This is a genomic window from Bradyrhizobium sp. SYSU BS000235 (assembly GCF_049747295.1).
Classification (GTDB): domain Bacteria; phylum Pseudomonadota; class Alphaproteobacteria; order Rhizobiales; family Xanthobacteraceae; genus Afipia.
This window is the reverse complement of record NZ_JBMHJM010000001.1, coordinates 3576172-3595033: the sequence shown is the minus strand read 5'-3', so window position 1 is coordinate 3595033 and position 18862 is coordinate 3576172. Positions and strand designations below refer to the sequence as shown.

The 18862-nt window shown below is 58.3% G+C and carries 15 protein-coding genes; 5 read left to right on the top strand and 10 right to left on the bottom strand.

What is annotated here, in order from left to right; translation table 11 throughout:
- Positions 1–88 precede the first annotated feature (88 nt).
- Entirely contained in the window at positions 89–589 is a 501-nt protein-coding gene (locus tag ACP0KA_RS16755; protein ID WP_424629861.1) for a TIGR02444 family protein, read from the bottom strand.
- A gap of 147 nt (positions 590–736) precedes the next feature.
- Between ACP0KA_RS16755 and ACP0KA_RS16750 the strand changes: the two genes are divergently transcribed.
- The gene (locus ACP0KA_RS16750) at positions 737–1510 is read left to right on the top strand and encodes a FadR/GntR family transcriptional regulator (RefSeq protein ID WP_424629860.1); all 774 of its coding nucleotides are present in this window, start codon (positions 737–739) and stop codon (positions 1508–1510) included.
- Between the two features lie 48 nt (positions 1511–1558).
- On the opposite strand, the gene ACP0KA_RS16745 is transcribed toward ACP0KA_RS16750, so the two are convergent.
- From ACP0KA_RS16745 to ACP0KA_RS16720, 6 genes are all read right to left on the bottom strand, one after another.
- Complete coding sequence (locus ACP0KA_RS16745; RefSeq protein WP_424629859.1) at positions 1559–4711, bottom strand: efflux RND transporter permease subunit; 3153 nt, start codon at positions 4709–4711, stop codon at positions 1559–1561.
- Positions 4708–5916, bottom strand: coding sequence for an efflux RND transporter periplasmic adaptor subunit (locus ACP0KA_RS16740; RefSeq protein WP_424629858.1), 1209 nt, complete (start codon positions 5914–5916; stop codon positions 4708–4710). The genes ACP0KA_RS16745 and ACP0KA_RS16740 overlap by 4 nt, the downstream gene beginning before the upstream one ends.
- Before the next feature lie 320 nt (positions 5917–6236).
- The gene (locus ACP0KA_RS16735) at positions 6237–7253 is read right to left on the bottom strand and encodes an ABC transporter substrate-binding protein (RefSeq protein WP_424631637.1); all 1017 of its coding nucleotides are present in this window, start codon (positions 7251–7253) and stop codon (positions 6237–6239) included.
- Between the two features lie 91 nt (positions 7254–7344).
- Entirely contained in the window at positions 7345–8133 is a 789-nt protein-coding gene (locus ACP0KA_RS16730; protein WP_424629857.1) for an ABC transporter permease, read from the bottom strand.
- Positions 8133–8963 (bottom strand): ABC transporter ATP-binding protein, encoded by an 831-nt coding sequence (locus ACP0KA_RS16725; protein ID WP_424629856.1) that lies wholly within the window; start codon positions 8961–8963, stop codon positions 8133–8135. Before ACP0KA_RS16725 ends, ACP0KA_RS16730 begins: the two co-directional genes overlap by 1 nt.
- A gap of 433 nt (positions 8964–9396) precedes the next feature.
- Positions 9397–10737, bottom strand: coding sequence for an adenylate/guanylate cyclase domain-containing protein (locus ACP0KA_RS16720; protein WP_424629855.1), 1341 nt, complete (start codon positions 10735–10737; stop codon positions 9397–9399).
- A 206-nt stretch (positions 10738–10943) separates the two neighbouring features.
- Here ACP0KA_RS16720 and ACP0KA_RS16715 point away from each other — a divergent pair, with 206 nt between their 5' ends.
- The 3 genes from ACP0KA_RS16715 to ACP0KA_RS16705 all read left to right on the top strand — a co-directional run bounded on the left by ACP0KA_RS16715 (position 10944) and on the right by ACP0KA_RS16705 (position 13737).
- Positions 10944–11534, top strand: coding sequence for an NADPH-dependent FMN reductase (locus ACP0KA_RS16715; protein WP_424629854.1), 591 nt, complete (start codon positions 10944–10946; stop codon positions 11532–11534).
- A 144-nt stretch (positions 11535–11678) separates the two neighbouring features.
- A complete protein-coding gene (locus ACP0KA_RS16710) occupies positions 11679–13073 on the top strand; it encodes a selenium-binding family protein (RefSeq protein ID WP_424629853.1) in 1395 nt (464 codons plus the stop codon).
- Between the two features lie 28 nt (positions 13074–13101).
- A complete protein-coding gene (locus ACP0KA_RS16705; protein ID WP_424629852.1) occupies positions 13102–13737 on the top strand; it encodes a hypothetical protein in 636 nt (211 codons plus the stop codon).
- A gap of 88 nt (positions 13738–13825) precedes the next feature.
- Here ACP0KA_RS16705 and pqqA read toward each other — a convergent pair whose 3' ends face one another.
- From pqqA to ACP0KA_RS16690, 3 genes are all read right to left on the bottom strand, one after another.
- Complete coding sequence (pqqA, locus tag ACP0KA_RS16700; protein WP_424631636.1) at positions 13826–13906, bottom strand: pyrroloquinoline quinone precursor peptide PqqA; 81 nt, start codon at positions 13904–13906, stop codon at positions 13826–13828.
- Positions 13907–14049: 143 nt separating this feature from the next.
- Positions 14050–16392, bottom strand: coding sequence for a TonB-dependent receptor (locus ACP0KA_RS16695; protein ID WP_424629851.1), 2343 nt, complete (start codon positions 16390–16392; stop codon positions 14050–14052).
- 146 nt (positions 16393–16538) lie between these two features.
- A complete protein-coding gene (locus ACP0KA_RS16690) occupies positions 16539–17885 on the bottom strand; it encodes an ATP-binding protein (RefSeq protein ID WP_424629850.1) in 1347 nt (448 codons plus the stop codon).
- Positions 17886–18033: 148 nt separating this feature from the next.
- Here ACP0KA_RS16690 and ACP0KA_RS16685 point away from each other — a divergent pair, with 148 nt between their 5' ends.
- Positions 18034–18654, top strand: coding sequence for a response regulator (locus tag ACP0KA_RS16685; RefSeq protein ID WP_424629849.1), 621 nt, complete (start codon positions 18034–18036; stop codon positions 18652–18654).
- Positions 18655–18862: the final 208 nt, after the last annotated feature.

Here is an 18862-nt window from a genome sequence, read left to right as displayed (position 1 = left end):
CGCACGTGACAGCAGCGCAAAATGCGATGCAAACAACAGAGTTGAAAAGACAAATTGTTGTCGCACAGCACGCTGCACACGGCGCGTCTCACATTTCGTGACGTGCCGCTTTCGTCAGCAACAAGACAATCTGCGCGGGGAAGACAACACGGAGCGACATTGCATAAGCTTCGAGATTGGCAAACGCAGCGGTATCGAACTCATCCGCCTGCCCTATGGAATGACCATGAAAAAAATTCGCCATGACGCTGTGCTGCACACGCTCTGCCTCCAGCTCATCGGCCTTGATGCGCGCGCGAAGCGCGGCGGTTTCCTGAAGCTGCCATTCCGCGGCCGGCGCTTTCAAAAAGCGGCGCGCGAGGCGAAGCGGCCTCACGACGTCTTTTTGCCAATCTGCTGTCAGGCTGACGATTCCGCCGATATCTTCGGCATTCAGGCGGCGCCCCTGCACTGCAACCCACAGCATGAAGAGCACGATGTTGACGTCAGCCCCGTGCTTATCCTGAAGCTCCAGGCAGGCATCCGGAACACCAGACTTTGAGTAGACGGTGAGCGAAAACTCCCAGAACGATGAGCTGGGGCCAACCATCAGGAACTTCCTATTGAGAGACGCATTGAAGGTCGTTTGCGAATTTCCTAGGTATTGAAGTAAGCATTATGCTGTATTTCTTTTCGTTAAGGCAATTCCGGCAAAGCACGTTCCCTCGGTAAATGACACGCGCACTCGAAAGCAATCATGCCTTCCAGACGAATTGAGCAAACCCTTGCGCCGCAGAGTCTTGCGGATCGCATCACTGTCGCGCTGCGGGAGACGATCGTGAGCGGTGAGTACGCACTGGGTGAGCAACTGCCTGCGGGCAAAGACCTGGCTCAAAACTACGGCGTCAGCATCACCGTCATTCGCGAGGCGTTGTCACGCCTCAAGGCCGATGGGCTCGTGGACTCGCGCCAGGGCAAAGGCGTGTTCGTTGCCAAGGACACCATCGATCGCCCGTTCCGGCTGACCAAATCCAATGAAAAGGCACGCGCCATTCTGGAGGTGCTGGAGCTGCGTATGGGCGTTGAAGTTCAGGCCGCCAGTCTGGCAGCCGAACGGCGAAGGCCCGGCGACCTCAAGAAAATGGAGAGGTGCCTAAAGGCCATGGAGCCGTCGCGGAAGTCATTCGATGAAGCTTTGTCGGCTGATATCGAATTTCATCGCGCGGTGGCGGCGGCCACGCAAAATCCCCTCATCATCGGCTTTGTGGAATTTCTGCAGCCGCATTTGTACGATGCCATCGCTTCGGCAAGGGCCACGTCCGCAAAGAAAGCCGATACCGCGGCCGCAGCTTACGAGGAGCATCTCGAAATCTACAACGCCATCGCGGCCGGCGATAAGCGCCGCGCCCGGATTGCCGTGAGGAGCGTGCTCGAAGGGACGCTGCGACGAATGCAGAACAGTCTGCAGGCACAGGGACGGAAGGAATCCGGCAAAGCGAACCCCGCCGCCGAGAAACCCTCGCTCCGGTGATCTTACGTCTTCCTGATTTACGTCTTCCCGAGCCAGCCAGGCGCGAGATCAGGTCTTCTCGACCGGCTCGAACTTGCCGCCTGCCAGGCGCCGCACCAGGATGTAGAAGATCGGCGTGAAGATCAGGCCGAACAACGTCACGCCCAGCATTCCGAAGAACACCGCGACGCCTACCGCCTGACGCATTTCCGAGCCCGATCCCGTCGAGATAACCAGCGGCAGCACGCCAAGGATGAAGGCGAAGGACGTCATTAGAATGGGGCGCAAGCGGAGCCGGCAAGCCTCAATCACGGCTTCGAGTTGATTGCGGCCTTCGCGTTCGATGTCACGCGCGAACTCGACGATCAGAATGGCGTTCTTTGCCGCAAGTCCCACCAGCACGACAAAGCCGATTTGAGTCAGGATGTTGATATCCTGCCCCATGACGCGCACACCGATCGTGGCCGCAAGCAGGCACATCGGCACGATCAGGATCACAGCGAACGGCAGACTCCAACTGCCGTACTGGGCCGCCAGCACCAGGTAGACGAACAGCACGCAAATCGGGAAGACATAGAGGCCGGTTTGACCACCGGTCGCCTGTTGGTAGGACAGGTCAGTCCACTCGAATGAGAAACCAGTCGGCAGCGTTTCGTGCGCCAGTTTCTGCATGATATTGAGGGCCGTTGCGGAACTCGTGCCCGGCAGCGTATCGCCCTGCAGCTCCGCGGCCGGATAGAGATTGTAGCGGGCCACGCGATCAGGTCCCGATATGTCGCGGAAGTCGACCATGCTTCCAAGCAGCACCATTTGTCCGGCCGAGTTGCGCGTCTGCAAGCGCGCAAGGTCGGCGGTTTCCTTACGGAACGGCAAGTCGGCTTGGGCTGTGACGTGATACGTTCGCCCGAGAATATTGAAGTCGTTGACATAAGCGGATCCGAAGTAGGTCTCGATCGCATCCGTGATATTCTGGATCGGCACGCTCAACATCTGCGCCTTCTGGCGATCGATACCGACGAAGACCTGCGGTGTGTTCGCTGTGAACGGCGAGAACACCGCCGTCAGCCCGGGCGCCTTGCGCGCCGCGTTCACGAGCTCATCGGTCGCGGCGGCGAGCAGTTCAGGCCCCCGCCCCTGGCGATCCTGCACCCGCATGGCGAACCCGCCGCCGGTGCCGATGCCAGGAACGGCCGGTGGTGGCACCACAATGATAAACGCGTTTTCGATCGCCGACAGACGCTTGCGCAATTCCGCGGTGATTACGGCGGCGGTCAGGCCTTTCTTGACGCGCGCCTCCGGCTCGTCGAACACCGGAAAAAGCGCTGCCGCGTTGCTGGCCTGCGTGCGCGTAGCGCCCGACAGACCCGCGAAGGACGGCACACGGACAACACCGGGCGTCTCAAGCGCAATCTTTTCGATCTGCCTCACCACTTCGGTCGTGCGCGCCAAGGACGCGGCTCCCGGCAATTGCACCGAGACAATCACGTAGCCGCGATCTTGCGCCGGAATGAAGCCTTGCGGCGTGGTGACCAGCAGCCAACCCGCGCTGCCGATCAGGACGGCATAAAGCAGCAACATCACCACCGAGTGCCGGATGACGAATTCGGCCGTCGCCGCATAGCCATGGGACAAGCGATCGAACAGCCGATTGAAAGCCCCCGTGAACGTCTCCCATCCGCGCGCGATGAAATTCCAGCTCGCCGGTGGACGGGCGTGTTCGTGCGGTCTTAGAATCAAGGAAGCCAGCGCTGGCGACAGCGTCAGCGAACAGAAGCAGGAGATTGCGGTCGCAACAGCAATCGTCACTGCGAATTGCTGGAAGAATTGGCCGGAGATGCCTCCCAGAAAGGCTGTCGGGACGAACACCGCGCAAAGAACAAGTGCAATAGATACCAGCGCGCCGCCGACTTCCTGCATCGTCAAGAGCGCCGCGTCGCGGCGGCTCATTCCAGCGCCGAGATGCCGCTCGACGTTCTCCACGACGACGATCGCGTCATCGACCACGATGCCCACCGCCAGCACAAGACCAAACAGCGTCAGATTATTGACCGAATATCCGAGCGCGGCCATGACCGCAAAGGTTCCGACCAGGGATACTGGAATTGCAATAATAGGAATGATCGCCGGCCGCCAGCCCTGCAGAAACACCAACACCACGATGACGACAAGAATCATCGCCTCATAGATCGTCTTGATCAATTCGTGAACCGACTGTGCGATGAATTCGGTCGGGTTGTAGCCGATGTTGTACTCGAGACCGGGAGGGAAATCGGCCTTCAGTTTGACCATCGCGTCGGAAATCTGCTTCGCAGTGGCCAACGCGTTCGAGCCGGGACGCTGCGAAACCAGCATCGCGACGGCGGGCTTGCGAAGCAGGAAGCTGTTGGTGCTATAAGCCAAAGCCCCGAGTTCGGTGCGCGCAACATCGCGCAGCCGCACGGTCCGGCCATCAGCACCCGCTTTAATAACGATGTTTTCGAACTGCTGCGGATCTTTCAACCGGCCGGTGAACGTGAGGCTGGGCTGGAATGCTCGGTCCGATATCGGCGGCTCCGCGATCACACCACCGGTGATCTGCAGATTCTGGGCGCGGATGGCGGTCAGTACATCGCCCGCAGTCATTCCCAAATTTGCGATCTTCTCCGGATCGAGCCAGAGCCGCATCGAATAGTCACGCGCACCGAAAATCTGGATGTCACCGATGCCATCGAGACGCAGTAACTGATCGCGCACCTGCCGCAGGGCATAATTGCTGATGTAAAGCTGATCATAGGTATCATCCGGCGACAGCATGAAGACGACCATCAGCAGGTCGGGACTGTTCTTCTCCGTCACAACGCCGTTTCGCCGTACCTCTTCGGGCAATTGAGGCAGAGCAATAGCTACGCGGTTTTGGACCAGGACCTGCGCCTTGTCGAGATCAGTCCCGAGCTTGAAGGTGACCGTGATGTTCAATTGGCCGTTGGAGGTTGCCTGGCTGTAGAGGTACAGCATGTCCTCGACACCGTTGATCTGCTGCTCAATCGGTGTCGCAACGGTATCCGAGACCGTTTGCGCGGATGCGCCGGGGTATTGCGTGGTCACGACGACTGTCGGCGGCGCAATTGGCGGATATTCAGCAACGGGCAATGTCGTATAGGCGATCGCGCCAACGATCAGCAGGACGATGGACAACACCATCGCAAGAATCGGCTGGTTGATGGACAGGCGGCCGAGGTTCATGGCTTTGCACTGCTTGTGCTGGTGGTTGTCGGTGCATGGGGCGCAACTTTTGCGCCGATGCGCGCGCGTTGCAGGCCCTCGACAATGACCCTGTCGTCAGGCTTCAGTCCCTCCCTGATCACCCGCAGCCCATCGTCCAGCGGACCAAGCGTGACCGGTTTGGCGTCGACGGTGTCGTCGCTCTTGACCACGAAAACGATCTTGCGTGACTGATCGGTGGCAATAGCCGTATCCGGGAGCAGCAGCGCTTCATACGGCGCGCTGCCAAGCACGCGGACGCGGGCAAACTGCCCAGGCAGAATCGACAGGTCGTGATTGTCGACCAAAGCGCGGCCGCGCAACGTGCCGGTTCCGATGTCCAGCCGGTTGTCGAGGAAGTCCATTCGGCCTTCGTGCGAAGGCTTGGTCTCGCCGGCGAGCATGACTTGCACCGGATTTGGCGTGTCGCGTGAACTCGGCCGTTTGCCCTCAAACCAGAGCCGGCTGTTCTTGAGATAAATCGACTCGTCCATGTCGAAATAAACATGGATCGGGTCCATCGAGACGATCGAGGTCAGCAGCGTCGCGCCGGTTTCGCTGCCCTGCACCAGATTTCCGATGGTCACGAGGTGGCGGCTGATGCGCCCATCAATCGGTGCGCGAACCTTGCAGTATTCGAGATCGAGCTGGGCGCGCTTCAATACACCTTCGGCTTGGAGTGATGCGGCCTGCGCCACCTGAAGGGCCTGCCGCCGCTGATCGACAATAGACTCGGACACCGCCGAGGTCTTGACCAAGGCTTCAGCACGCTCCAGCTCGCGCTGCGCGAAATCGATCTTCGCTTTGGCGTCATTGAGCTGGCCCTGCGCCTGTTCGGCGGTGGCTTCATACTGGCGGGGATCGATGGTGTAGAGAAGGTCTCCCTCCTTGACGATGGCGCCGTCCTTGAAGTCCACGGTCATGACGAACCCCGTCACGCGCGCGCGAATCTGGACCTGCTCGATCGCATCGAAGCGGCCGGTGAATTCGTCCCAATCCGTCACCACCCGCCTTGTGGGTTGAGCAACGGTAACCGGAGGGGGTGGAGCTGCCGCCTGCTCCTTCTTTTCCCCGCACGCCCCAAGCGCCAGCAAAGCAAGAAGTGGAAAAACCTGAAGGCGCCGAGGTGAAGATGCTGCCGCCTGAGTTGAAACGCCGGACGAACTTAGCAAACCATTCACGACCATCTCCGCACGAATAAAGAACCGTAAGGCAATTATCTTGCAGGCGATCAGATCTAGTGTCCCGAATCCAAGGTTCGCCTCATAGTGCAGCGCACCCCGTAGCGAACTTCGTATTCGAACGGATTATTCCCCGGTTCTGTCCGGACGGAAATAGTTTTCTTTCCGCGTCTGGCGAAACGAAAGCACGGAATGGTGGCACCCCGGTTTCCCGCGGATCTGCTCAGAACGCTACGTGCGGCGATTGCGACGGTTTTGCGATGAATGGAAATCATCCGGGTCCGCGGGCGACCATGCGTGAGCGCCTGCGGAGACCGGTCCAACTGCTAGTTGGCTTTTTCGATAAATGCGTTGGTATAAGTCTTGGTGAGGTCGATCTTGGCGTTCTTCACTTCCTGCGACGACTGGCTGAAGACGTCGAGCACCGCCTGGGCGCCCTTGGGGTCCATTTTCCCGGTCAGCGAATACATCGGAATCGTGTTCTTCAGCGCCGCAAGATAGAGCGCCTTGTCCGCACCAACGAGTTCTGGAGGCATCATGGCCATGATTTCTTCTGGCGTGTGCGCATGGATCCACTTCAATGTCGCCAGGATCGCGTTGGTCAGCCCCTGCGTTTCCTTTTGATGCGCGACGATCCAGTCCCCTCGCGTGTAGAGCGCGCCGCCAGGATATTCGCCACCGAACACCTCAAGCGTGTCGTGCTGCGTGCGGGTATCGCTGAGAATTTTGAGGTCTTTGTTCTTGCCCTGAAGCAGGGTGACCGACGGATCGAGCATGACGGCCGCATCGACACTCCCCTGCTCCATCGCAGCGACTGCGGTGGCGCCAAGTCCGATGCCGATCACACCGATCGAGTTCGGGTCGACGCCATGCTTGTTCAGCAGATACTTCAGGAAGAAGTCGGTGGATGATCCCGGTGCGCTGACACCAATCCGTTTTCCGGCAAGGTCCTTGATCGACTTGATGCTACCGCTATTTTTCGGTGCGACGACGAGCGCGAGCCCCGGATACCGGTCATAGACCACAAAGGCCTGAAGGTTCTGCTTCTTGGCGGCGAGATTGACACAGTGATCGAAATAGCCGGAGACCACATCCGCGCTTCCGCCAAGGACAGCCGTCAAGGCCTGCGAACCGCCTTTAAAGTCCACGATCTCGACATTGAGACCGGCCTTGTCGTATTCGCCGAGCTGCTTTGCCAACACCGTTGGCAGATAACAAAGGCAGGCGGCGCCGCCGACAGCGATCGTCACCTTCGCCTGTGCAAACGCAGCACCGGACATCAGAACAAGGACGGCCAGGCAAGATACCAAGCCTGACATCACTCGCCGCAGAAAGAGCGCCATCATGATCGTTTTCTCCACACGATTGGTGATCCATTCTGTCTGGCCACCATTGGATTGAACACTAAGCGACGAACCTTGCTCTGGAAAGCGTTCAGGTTCGCCCATCAGCCTGTGTCGGCCGCCAGACCAGAAGCCGACGCTCCACCATCGTCACGACAGCGTCGATGACAAGGACAAAGGCCGCCAGCACAAACATTCCCGCGAAGACCCCGGCAATGTCGAAGGTGCCTTCCGCTTGCAGAATGAGATAGCCTAACCCCGCAGCGGAGCCGAGATACTCGCCCACGACAGCGCCCACCACCGCAAACCCGACCGATGTGTGCAGCGACGAAAACATCCACGACATCGCTGACGGCCAATAGACATGGCGCATGAGCTGCCGCTCATTCATTCCGAGCATGCGGGCATTGGCGAGCACCGTGGGGCTGACCTCCTTGACGCCCTGGTAGACGTTGAAAAACACGATGAAGAAGACCAGCGTGACACCGAGCGCCACTTTCGACCAGATGCCGAGCCCGAACCACAGGGTGAAGATCGGAGCCAGCACGATGCGCGGCAGAGCGTTCGCCATTTTCACGTAGGGATCGAAAATTGCGGCCACCAGCGGCTGACGTGCAAACCAAAACCCGACCAGCACACCGCCGATGGAGCCCACGACGAATGCCAGCATGGATTCCGAGAGTGTGATCCAGAGATGGCGCCAGATGGTGCCCTCAGCGAACCACGTGATGATGCGCGAGACGACATCGCCGGGCGTGGAAAAGAAGAACGGCGGAAATAACGGCTTTCCGCTGATCAGGACGGTCGTCGCCAGATGCCACACGACGACGCAGATGACGGCGACGAGAGTTTGGAGGAGACCGAGTTTGAATCGCTGCATCACACCGCCGCCGTTTGTTCGTAGCTTTTCAGGACTTCGGCCTTGAGCGTTCGCCAAATGTCACGGTGGATGTCGTGAAAGGCAGCATCCAACCGCACTTCGGCGATGTCGCGCGGACGCGGCAGCGTCACTTTCCAATCGCCGAGAATGCGCGCCGATGGACCTGCCGACATGATGACCACACGGTCTGAGAGCGCAATCGCCTCTTCAAGATCGTGCGTGACGAAAATCACCGCCTTGCGGTCCGCGCTCCAGAGGTCCAGCAGCTGATTGCCCATGATCTGACGCGTTTGCGCATCGAGCGGACCGAATGGCTCGTCCATCAGAAGAATTTTGGGATCACGGATCAAAACCTGGGCCAGACCGACGCGCTTGCGCTGTCCGCCTGACAGCATGTGCGGATAATGGTTGGCGAAATTGCCAAGGCCGACACGTCCCAGCCAGCTTTGCGCTTTTGACCGCGCTTCCGAAGAACGCATTCCCGCCGTTTCGAGACCGATGGCCACATTCTCGATGGCGGTCTTCCAGGGAAACAGCGCATCAGCCTGAAACAGATAGCCGGCCTGAGGATTCAGGCCCACAATGGGAGATCCGAAAATCTCGACACGCCCAGCAGCAGGGGCGATGAGTCCGGCAGCAATGTTGAGCAGTGTCGACTTGCCGCATCCGGTCGGGCCAACGATGGCCACGAATTCGCCGTCGGCGACGTTCAAAGTCGCACCTTCCACGGCGCGATAGCTGCCGCCATCTGTCAGCCGGAATGTGACATCGACGTTTGTGAGCGCGACCGCTGCGTGTGGAGCCGACAGCTCCGTTGTTGGTCCAGTCAAGATCTGCCCCCTCCCTCGCCTTCTTCTTCGAGAAGCCCGCGATGGTGCATATCAAAATCGCAAGGGAAGCGCATGCCCCGGAGGGAAACCCAGTTTTCAGGGCCGGCGTCTGATCGGGCAAATCTGGGACTCTATAATGGTGTGGCATCACGCCGCCGGATCCCGAGTACGCACGCCAGATCCATCGTAATTCATTGAAATTACGATAGATATTTGGTCGGCCCGCCGTCCGAAAGGCGGCACATCATTCAAGCTATACGGCGCTAGCCGTCATCGTCCCTTCAGCTCGTTACGCAAGGTATCGTTCGATCCATCGGACCGCCGATAACACTGATGTCATCGACCCGCCACGCGTTCCGTTCGAGAATCATCGAATAAGTCGCGACCATGCAGTGCTGAGATCAGGTTCGATCCATCGGGAAAATGAGGCGGCTCAATTCGCGACCGCTCTGAACAGGCGCCACTCATTGGGCACGCCCTTCAGCTTGTAAGTGCCACCTTCTTCGAAGGTTAGCCCTGAACCAGCGACGAGATCACAAACTGTTTGCGAAACCAGGACTTCGCCCGGAGCCGCGAGCGCGGCAACACGTGCACCGGTATGCACCGCGATGCCGGCGATGTCATTACCCACCAGTTCGCACTCCCCGGTGTGCAGACCGCAACGCACTTCGAGATTAAGCGAACGCACCGTATCGCGGATCGCGGTGGCGCAGCGCACCGCGCGCGCCGGACCATCGAACGCAGCCAAAAACCCGTCTCCCGAGGTGTTGATCTCGCGGCCACGGTATTGCTCCAGCACCCGGCGAATCCTCACGTAGAATGCGTTGCGCAACTCCCGCCACGAACTGTCGCCCAGCGCAGCCGCCTGTGCGGTCGAGTCCACGATATCGGCGAACAGCACGGTCGCCAGCACACGGTCCGGTTCGTAAACATGCCGTCGGCCCGTCAGAAACTGCTCGACTTCGTCAAGGACCGCGGCCTGATCGCCAAACCACGGCATGTGATCCTCACCCGGTAACTCAACAAGTTTCGCACCTGGAATATGCGCAGCCATGTAGCGCGCGTGTTCCAGATCAATTACGCGATCACCCACACGGTGGACGACAAGCGTCGGCACGCGCGTCGCAGGCAGGATGTGCCGAACATCAATCTCACGATTCATTTTCATGATGGCAGCCGCGGCCCCCGGACTTGCCGCTGCCCTGAAATACGCAGCCAGACGCTCTGCCGCGTGATGATCATTGGCAATGCTGGGTGCCCACATCGCGGCACTGACTCCAAGCGGCGTGCCCCAGTGTTGCTCGATGTTCTCCAGGACAATACGCCATCGTTCGTCCTTCCATCCGAACGTGTAGTCTGCGGACCAGGCACGCTTGGCGTAGGAGCCATAGATGACGAGCGCCGATGTTCTCTCAGGATAGGTCGCGGCATAAAGCAGCGACATCGGGCCACCCTCCGACACTCCCATCAACGCCGCGCGTTTCGACCCGACCGTATCCAGAACGGTCTGCATATCGTGCATGCGCTGCTCAAGCGTAAAGATCTGCGAGCCGCGGTCGGACATTCCGGTGCCGCGCTTGTCGAACAGGATGACCCGGGAAAACGATGCAAGCCGTTTGAAGTACGCACTTCGATCGGGGGATTGCCACACCGCTTCAACGTTCGAAACGAAGCCCGGCACAAACATCAGATCGAAGGGCCCATCGCCTATCACCTGATAGGCGATGTAGACATCATCACATTTGACGTAGCGAGTTGCGGGCATGTCAGCCATTGCACCTGTCCTCTGGGCGGGCGGGCAATAACTCGCCGCTTCGGTGCGGCCGCTGGTCACATCAAGCTAAAACTTACCTATCCCCAAAGCAACGCATCGGCGTCACAAATTCCAGGCATGAAACGGCTGGAAGCGAACAAAGGAAACGGCTCTAATTCCAAGCCGAAGCATTCAAGCTGATAAATCAGCTTTCCAGGAGTCCATGCATGGCCCACCGCATTCTCGTTCTCTACGGCTCGTATCGCTCCGATCGAAAGGGAATTCGCCTGGCCCAGTATAGTGTCGACGCTCTGCGTGCGCGCGGCAACGATGTCGAGCTCATCGACGCGAAGGCCGTCGATCTGCCGATGCTCGACCGGATGTACAAGGAATTTGCACCCGGTTCAGCGCCGCAAGCGATGGAAGCACTTGCATCGAAAATCAAGGCGGCGGACGCGTTCGTCTTTGTCACCGGCGAGTACAACTGGGGAATGCAACCCGGCCTGAAAAATCTGACCGATCATTTTCTGGAGGAGTGGTTCTGGCGCCCAGCCGCAATTCTCAGTTATTCGGCCGGCCGTATTGCAGGCGCCCGCTCCAACTTTGTTTGGCACGGCACCTTGTCGGAAATGGGCATGGTTGTAATCTCAAGCACGATCACGGTCGGCCCGATCGAACAAACATTGGCCGCTGACGGCAAGCCCATCGGCGACACGGGACAGCAACTTGATCGGGCTTTTGGCCGCTTCGCCGACGACCTTGATTGGTGGACGCAGGCCGTGAAGATGCAACGCGCCCATAAGACGCCTCCATACTGAGCTTCACGGAACCATCACGACGTATTGAGTTTTCTGCAACAACCACGACGCAATACCAACCCAACTCCAGAGTAAGGCAATACCACTTTGATACTTCATTGATCGGTGTCCGACGCAGTCGGGACATAAATTGGAGGGCTCAACATGGCGACGTGGAAACCCGACCCAACGTTCTATCCTTCACCGCGCATGGCGATGAAGGCTCCTCCGGAAAAGTTCGCTTACGTTGCAGCTTTCGATCCGAAGCAAAAAACGCCGGATGGCATCGCCGTTGTCGATGTCGATCCCAAATCGAAGACCTATTCTCAAATCATCAATACAGTCGCGATGCCGAATGTGGGAGACGAACTCCACCATTTCGGCTGGAATGCGTGCTCGTCATCGCTGTGTCCGAACGCGCCGCATCCGCATATCGAGCGGCGCTATCTTGTCGTTCCGGGGCTGCGATCGTCCCGCATCCACATTATCGACACCAAACCGGATCCAGCCAAACCGCAGATCGTCAAGGTAGTCGAGCCGTCTGAAGTCGCGGAAAAGGCCGGCTATACCCGTCCTCACACCATTCACTGCGGTCCCGAAGGAATCTATGTCGCGGCACTCGGCAATGCGAAGGGTGAAGCACCGGGCGGCATCTTCCTGATGGATCACGAGACTTTCGATGTTCGCGGGCAATGGGAGATCGATCGAGGTCCGCAGCAACTGGCTTACGACGCCTGGTGGCATCTCGGTCACGATACGCTCGTCAGCAGCGAATGGGGCACACCTGACATGTTCGAGAACGGCCTCGTTCCGGAAGCCCTGCTCGGCGCCAAATACGGCCGCAAGCTTCACTTCTGGGATCTGCACACGCGCAAGCATCAGCAGACCATCGATTTCGGTGATAAATACCAGCTCGTATTCGAGCTACGTCCGGCGCACGACCCGACAAAGGCTTATGGCTTCGTCAACTGCGTGCTCAGTCTTGAAAACCTGTCATCATCGATCTGGGTGTGGCACCGCGACGGTGACAAATGGGCGGTGACCAAGGTCATCGAGATCCCTGCCGAGCCCGCCACCGAAGATCAGCTCCCGCCGATGCTCAAGGGATTCAAGGCAGTGCCGCCGCTGGTTACGGATATCGATCTCTCCATGGACGACAAGTTTTTATATGTGGCCTGCTGGGGAACGGGTGACCTGCACCAATACGATGTGTCCGATCCGTTCAAACCGAAACTCACTGGTAAAGTCCGGATCGGCGGCATCGTCTCGCGCGCCTCCCATCCGGGAGCGAAGAACGGCGCCCTCAACGGTGGCCCGCAAATGGTCGAAATCAGCCGCGACGGACAACGGGTCTATTTCACCAACTCGCTCTATGGCGTCATTGACGAGCAGTTCTATCCCGAAGGGATTGAAGGCTGGATGGTGAAGCTCGACGTCAACCCAAATGGCGGCATTGCATTCGACAAAAACTTCTTCGTCGAATGGCCGAAGTCGCATCGCCCGCATCAGGTTCGCCTCGAGGGTGGTGACTGCTCCTCGGATTCCTACTGTTACCCTTAAGGGTCACCGCGATGCGCGGACGGTCTGAATGAACAATGCCTGGGCCTGGCTGACGATTGCCGGGCTTGGGGCCTTTCACGGCCTTAATCCGGCAATGGGATGGCTGTTTGCCGTGGCGCTCGGGCTGCACCGGAAAAATCGAACCATCATCCTTGAGGCATTGCCCTCAATCGCACTTGGGCATGCCCTCTCGGTCGCCATCATTGTCAGTGCCGTGGTCCTCGTCGGCTTCTTCATCAATGAGCGCGCCGTACTCATTGCGTCAGGCTTGTTGCTGATCGGATGGGCGATCTATCACCAGATCTACGGCCACCGGCACCGCGTGCGTTTCGGCATGAAGACAGGTCTGGCGGGGCTGACTGTCTGGTCCTTCCTCATGGCAACCGCTCATGGCGCGGGCCTCATGCTGCTGCCGGTCCTGATTCCGCTGTGCCTGGCCTCTTCCGCCATGAAGAACATCACGCCTGAAAATTCGTTCGCGACGATGCTGACCGCCGTCGGAGTTCACACAACCGCGATGCTTGTCGTGACCGGCGCAATCGCAATTCTGGTCTATGAATGGATAGGCGTTGCGATTCTGCGCAGCGCCTGGATCAATTTGGACCTGATCTGGGTCCTCGCGCTCTCCGTGACCGGCGCGATCCTTCTCATTTCTGCATATTGAAAAATGCAACGGCCCACCTGCGATTTATTAGCCACAGCCGATAAATCGCAAACGAGCCGTCACAAAGCGAACTAAGGGTTCTGATCGACTACTTGCGCGCTGCGCAAGCGTACATGTTGATTTCCATGCCGACCGAAACTTCAGCAATCTTAGGGGTTTTCCAAGTCATCTTTCGCTCCTCCACGAGATCGGTGCGATCTCGCCCAATCTCTGCGACAACAGCCACCCGTATAACATAGCCCGCTGCGGAAAGTTGCCGGTTCCCTCCGGACAAATCCGCGCAACCGAGTTCCAGTTACGACTTGGTTCCAGCTAAAACTTCGCCCTCAGGCCGGCATAGAACGCCCGTGGTCGAGCCGGAGTGACGGTGCTGGCGCTGGTGAAGTCTGCTCCACCGTTCGCGAAATTGGGAAGATCATCCTTCTCGAAGAACGTTCCGAGGGTCGCGTAGCGGCGATCGAAGAGATTGTCGACACGCGCGAATATCTGGAATGTCTTGTCGATCTGATACGTCCCACGCAGGTTGAAGGTCGCGTAGCCCGGAAGCTCGGGCTGCTGGTTTGAATCGTCGCCGATGAAAAACTGATTGCTGACAAACAGCATATCGGCGCCGAGCTTAAATGCATCGGTCACGGCATAGTCGATGCTGGCCTTGATCCGATGCTTCGGGATGCCCGGGATATGATTACCAGGGATCACGAAAATATTGCCATCATCGTCCGCAGATGGACTATTTGAGGCAAGCGTCAGCGGGTCGCGGAAGCGCGCATCGACATAGGCGTAGCTCGCAAACAACTGCAGAGGACCGGATTTGATGTTGATCTGCGCCTCAACACCTTCCCGCCGCGTAGCGCCTACGTTCTGAAAAAAGCCAAAGCCCTGCAGGTCGGGGCTAGGGATGGCGAGGATGTCATCCTTGTTGTCGGTGCGGAACACGCCGAGCTTCCAGTTGAGCGTTCCGTATCCGGCGCCGAAATCATGATTGCCCTTGAACCCGGCTTCAACGGTGTGGGACACCACTTGCTTGAGCGGTGGATCAGCAATGAGGAAGGCGCCAATGATACAGGGACGGTTCGGATCAGCGCAGCCGAGCTCCAGTGGCGTCGGCGCGCGGTTGGCTTCCGAATAGCCGCCATAGATGCTGATGTCGGAGTTAATCTTGTAAGTCGCACCCGCCAACGGATTGAACCGCGCAAAGTTGTTGTTGCCGTTCAGATCGCCGCCGAGCTGATCCTCCAGCTTGATGTTTGCCGTGTTAAAACGTCCTCCGGCTGTCACGGAAAAACGATCCGTCAGGTCCAGCGTATCGAGGGCGTAGAGGCCGGTGTAGAGGTTCGTGGTACGCAACGACACCGGACCGATCGCGATTGGATCGCCTGATCGACCGAGGAAGACGCCGGAACCAGAGACGACGTAATCCGAACCGATAGTGCCGAGCTCGGCGCTCGCGCCAAAGTGCGTGACGCCGTAGTCGAGGCTGCCGCCGACGACGAAGCGGTTGTTGAATCCGAAGAGCTGGTCCGTGTTGGTTGCCTGCAGCGTCAAACCCGTCGATGTCGAACGTGTCGTCGTCCGGTCGTTTTCACCGAGGACCGCGCTGCCCGGGAACGTATCGGTGAGCTGCATTCCGTTAAGTCCGTTGGCCGGTGCGCCGTTGTCACCAAAACACAGCAGATTCGCGCCACACCGTTCCACTTCGGTCGGATTGCCGTCCTGCGTCCGCTGGTCAAACACCCGGACGCGGGCAGATCCTTCCACCGTCCATGTCGGAGAGACATCGGCCTTCCCGGTGAAATTGAGATAACCGACGCGGTTTTCCATGGTTTGTGGCGTCGTATAAGTCGCGCCCCACCCTCGTGCCTGGAGCAATTCGACCGGCACGGCAGCCGCCGCACCGAACCAGTTATGGGCTGCGCCCATATTCACATGGAATTCGCTGCTGTCGGTCTTGTAGCCGACATCGCCGTAGAAGCGGCGGATGACCGATCCGGAGAAATCGCGGTAGCCATCTTCGCGCGCGCCCTCAAGCGCGCCGTAGATCGCGAACTTGTCCGCCTGAACGCCCCATTGCGCCGATCCCTGGGCTCGGCCGAACGAGCCCCCCATCACGCTCACCTCGGCTCCTTGATAGGTGAAGCCGTCTTTCATCTGGATGTTCAGCGCACCGCCGATGGCATTCAGACCAAATGCCGGATTGTTCGAGATCACATCGATGTATTTGATGGCCGTCGTCGGGATGAAATCCCAATTGACCGTGTCGCCGAAGGCCTCGTTGATGCGCATACCGTTCTGGTAGACCGCGAGACCTTGGGGCGTGCCCGCGACCGGCGACGCTGTAAAGCCGCGAAATTGAATGTCAGGCTGGAACGGATTGCCCGCCACATCGATGGCGATAATGCCAGGGACCCGTTGCTGCAGCGCATCAGTTACGCTGAGCGATTCCGTGCGCTGGATGTCAGTCGGCGTGACTATCGAGACTGCGGCAGGGAACTTATTGACGTCAAGATTGGTGCCGGCCCCCGCGAGCGGTGTGGGCGCGAAGACATCAATCGTTGGGAGAGCAGTTGTGCTGCTGCCTGCCGGCTGACTTTGCGCGTTCGCGGTACAAGAAACAGAGGCCAAACAAATCGATAGGCCCACAACCCGAGCGTCCATCTGTCCCCCTATTATCCTCGGCCCGAGAGCACGAGCTTTGAGGATATGATGAACATTAGAGGCTCGACCGTCCATGCTACATCTTCAAAAGGTCCCGGCTTGGTCGGGAAAAATTCCCGAACAACTCTAACCGAGCATGCCGCCAACTATGCCGGGAGCGGGACCGTCGCCTCTACGCTGACACCTTTGTTTGTTGATGCGACCATCAGCCGCCCGCCAAGCGCCATCGCCCGTTCCCGCATACCGGTTAAGCCAAAGCCGTTGGCGTCATCTGAACTCAATCCAACACCGTTGTCCTCCACCCGGATCTGAATGGCGCGCCGATCGTGATCTGAATCTATGACGACGTTGATCCGCGTTGCCTTTGAATGCCTGAAAGCATTGGTGAGCGCCTCCTGCACAATTCTATAGATCGTCAGATCCGTGGTCTCATCTCCACCGCCGATCTCGGGTGATACGGTTGTCGCAACCTCAACCTGTGGCTCGATCTCTCGCCAACGCCGGAACAAAGCCTCAAGGGCCGTGCGCAGGCCAAGCTCGGCTAAGCCGACCGGACGCAGACGGGCGAGAACGTTTCGGTTGGATTGCTGCAACGCGTTGATTTGTTGATGAATCGCCTGCCCGGCAGCCCTCACTGCCGAGAGGTCGGGTTCGTCGTTCCGGGCAAGATTCGCCAGCGATGACGCATGAGCACGCAACGCAAAAAGATGCGGCCCGAACTCATCGTGCAATTCCGCAGCAATGTCTTTACGCTCTGTATCCTGCAATGAAACAACGCGCGCTGCCAGATTTCGCTTGTCGTCGTCGGCTCGCTTTAATGCGGCGGCGAGGTGATTCAGCTCGGTGCACATCGCGGCGATTTCCGGCGAACCACCCGGTTTGACGCGGATTCCGTACTCGCCGGCACCGATCTTGCCCATGGCTTGCGCAAGTTCATTCACGGGCCCCAACGATCGATCGACCACAAGCATCGTGATGAGGAGCAGCGCGATTGTCACGACAGTTCCAACGATCAGCTGGGTGACGATCCCTTGCCAGATTTCCGCAATTTCATCTCTTGGATCAGACTTGATCATAAGCGATCCAAACGAACGCCCCCCAACGTTAATGGGCATGATGACCTTCGTCTGCGTTGGATGAACGAATCTGACAAACCACGCCGGTGGTTCATTGATGTCGTCGTGCGTGTCTGAGGGCAGATCGGTTAAATCGCGATTGCCACCATCGCTCACGTGCGAGATGGCGACATGTCGCAGCCGTCTCAAGTCTCGCGCAATCTCTTCAAGCTTGAGTTCAGGATTCGACGCTTCTCCGAGATCGGAGATGAAAGCCTCGATCAGCCCCTTTGCAAGCCGCGTGACGCTTTGGTCTTCAGCGGCCACGCGCGGTCCGGCCTCGAGGGCAACCCGCCCAATATTGATGATCAACCCCGTGATAAGAACAAACGCGATAAGAAGATTCAGGCGGAAGCGCAGTGAGGCGTTCGTCCACATAAGGCACATCCCGGCAAGGCAACGTTGACAGGAAAAAATACCGACTATTTAATTGACGTATAGAGTATCGGCCCTATCGAGCCTGAGGAAAGATATCGAACTTAAGCGACCTCACACATGCTGCAGCGCAAAGGGATATGCACTTGCCATGCGCATTTTGATTGTCGACGATCATCCGATTGTTGGATCCGGCTGCCGCGCTCTGTTCGCCGGTGACCCTAGCGTTGTCATCCTCCAGGCCATGGATGCAGAAGCTGGCGAACGTATGTTTACCAGCGAACGCCCTGATATCTGTGTGATTGACATCAACCTTCCTGGCGTTTCCGGTTTCGAGGTGGCGCGACGAATTCTGGCGCGCGACGCAAGCGCGCGCCTCATCATGTTCAGTATGAATGACGACCCGGTTTTCGCCGCACGTGCGATTGATGCCGGCGCAAAAGGATTTGTCTCCAAATCCGGCGAACCTAGTGATCTCGTTGAGGCCATCCGAGAGGTCAGCGAAGGCGGCCTGTTTCTTCCGGCGGACGTGGCGAAAAGCCTCGCATTCTCCGGCCCGGAATTCAGCCAGAATCCCCTCGCAAAACTTACACCTCGCGAAGTCGAAATTCTCAGGCTTCTCAGCGCCGGCAAAAGCCTGTCGGAAATTGCCTGGCTGATCCGCGCCTCTTACAAGACCATCGCAAACACGTGCTCTCTGATGCGCCAGAAGCTCGGCGTCCGCTCATCGGCTGAACTGGTCCGGTTGGCGATGGAAAGCAAACTGACGTAACGAGCCGGCACTGTCGGATTTGCGACAGATTGAAGTATCGCTTCTACCGCGATGAGATGACGGCTATCAAAAAGCGACACCGCCATTCAGTTGGCTGGCAGTTCTGGTCACCAGATTCATCATTTGGTGATGATCGCGAAATTTCACGGCGTGCCAAAACGAGCACGCGTCCTTTTAAATTATGCAATCACATATCTTGACGTTCGGT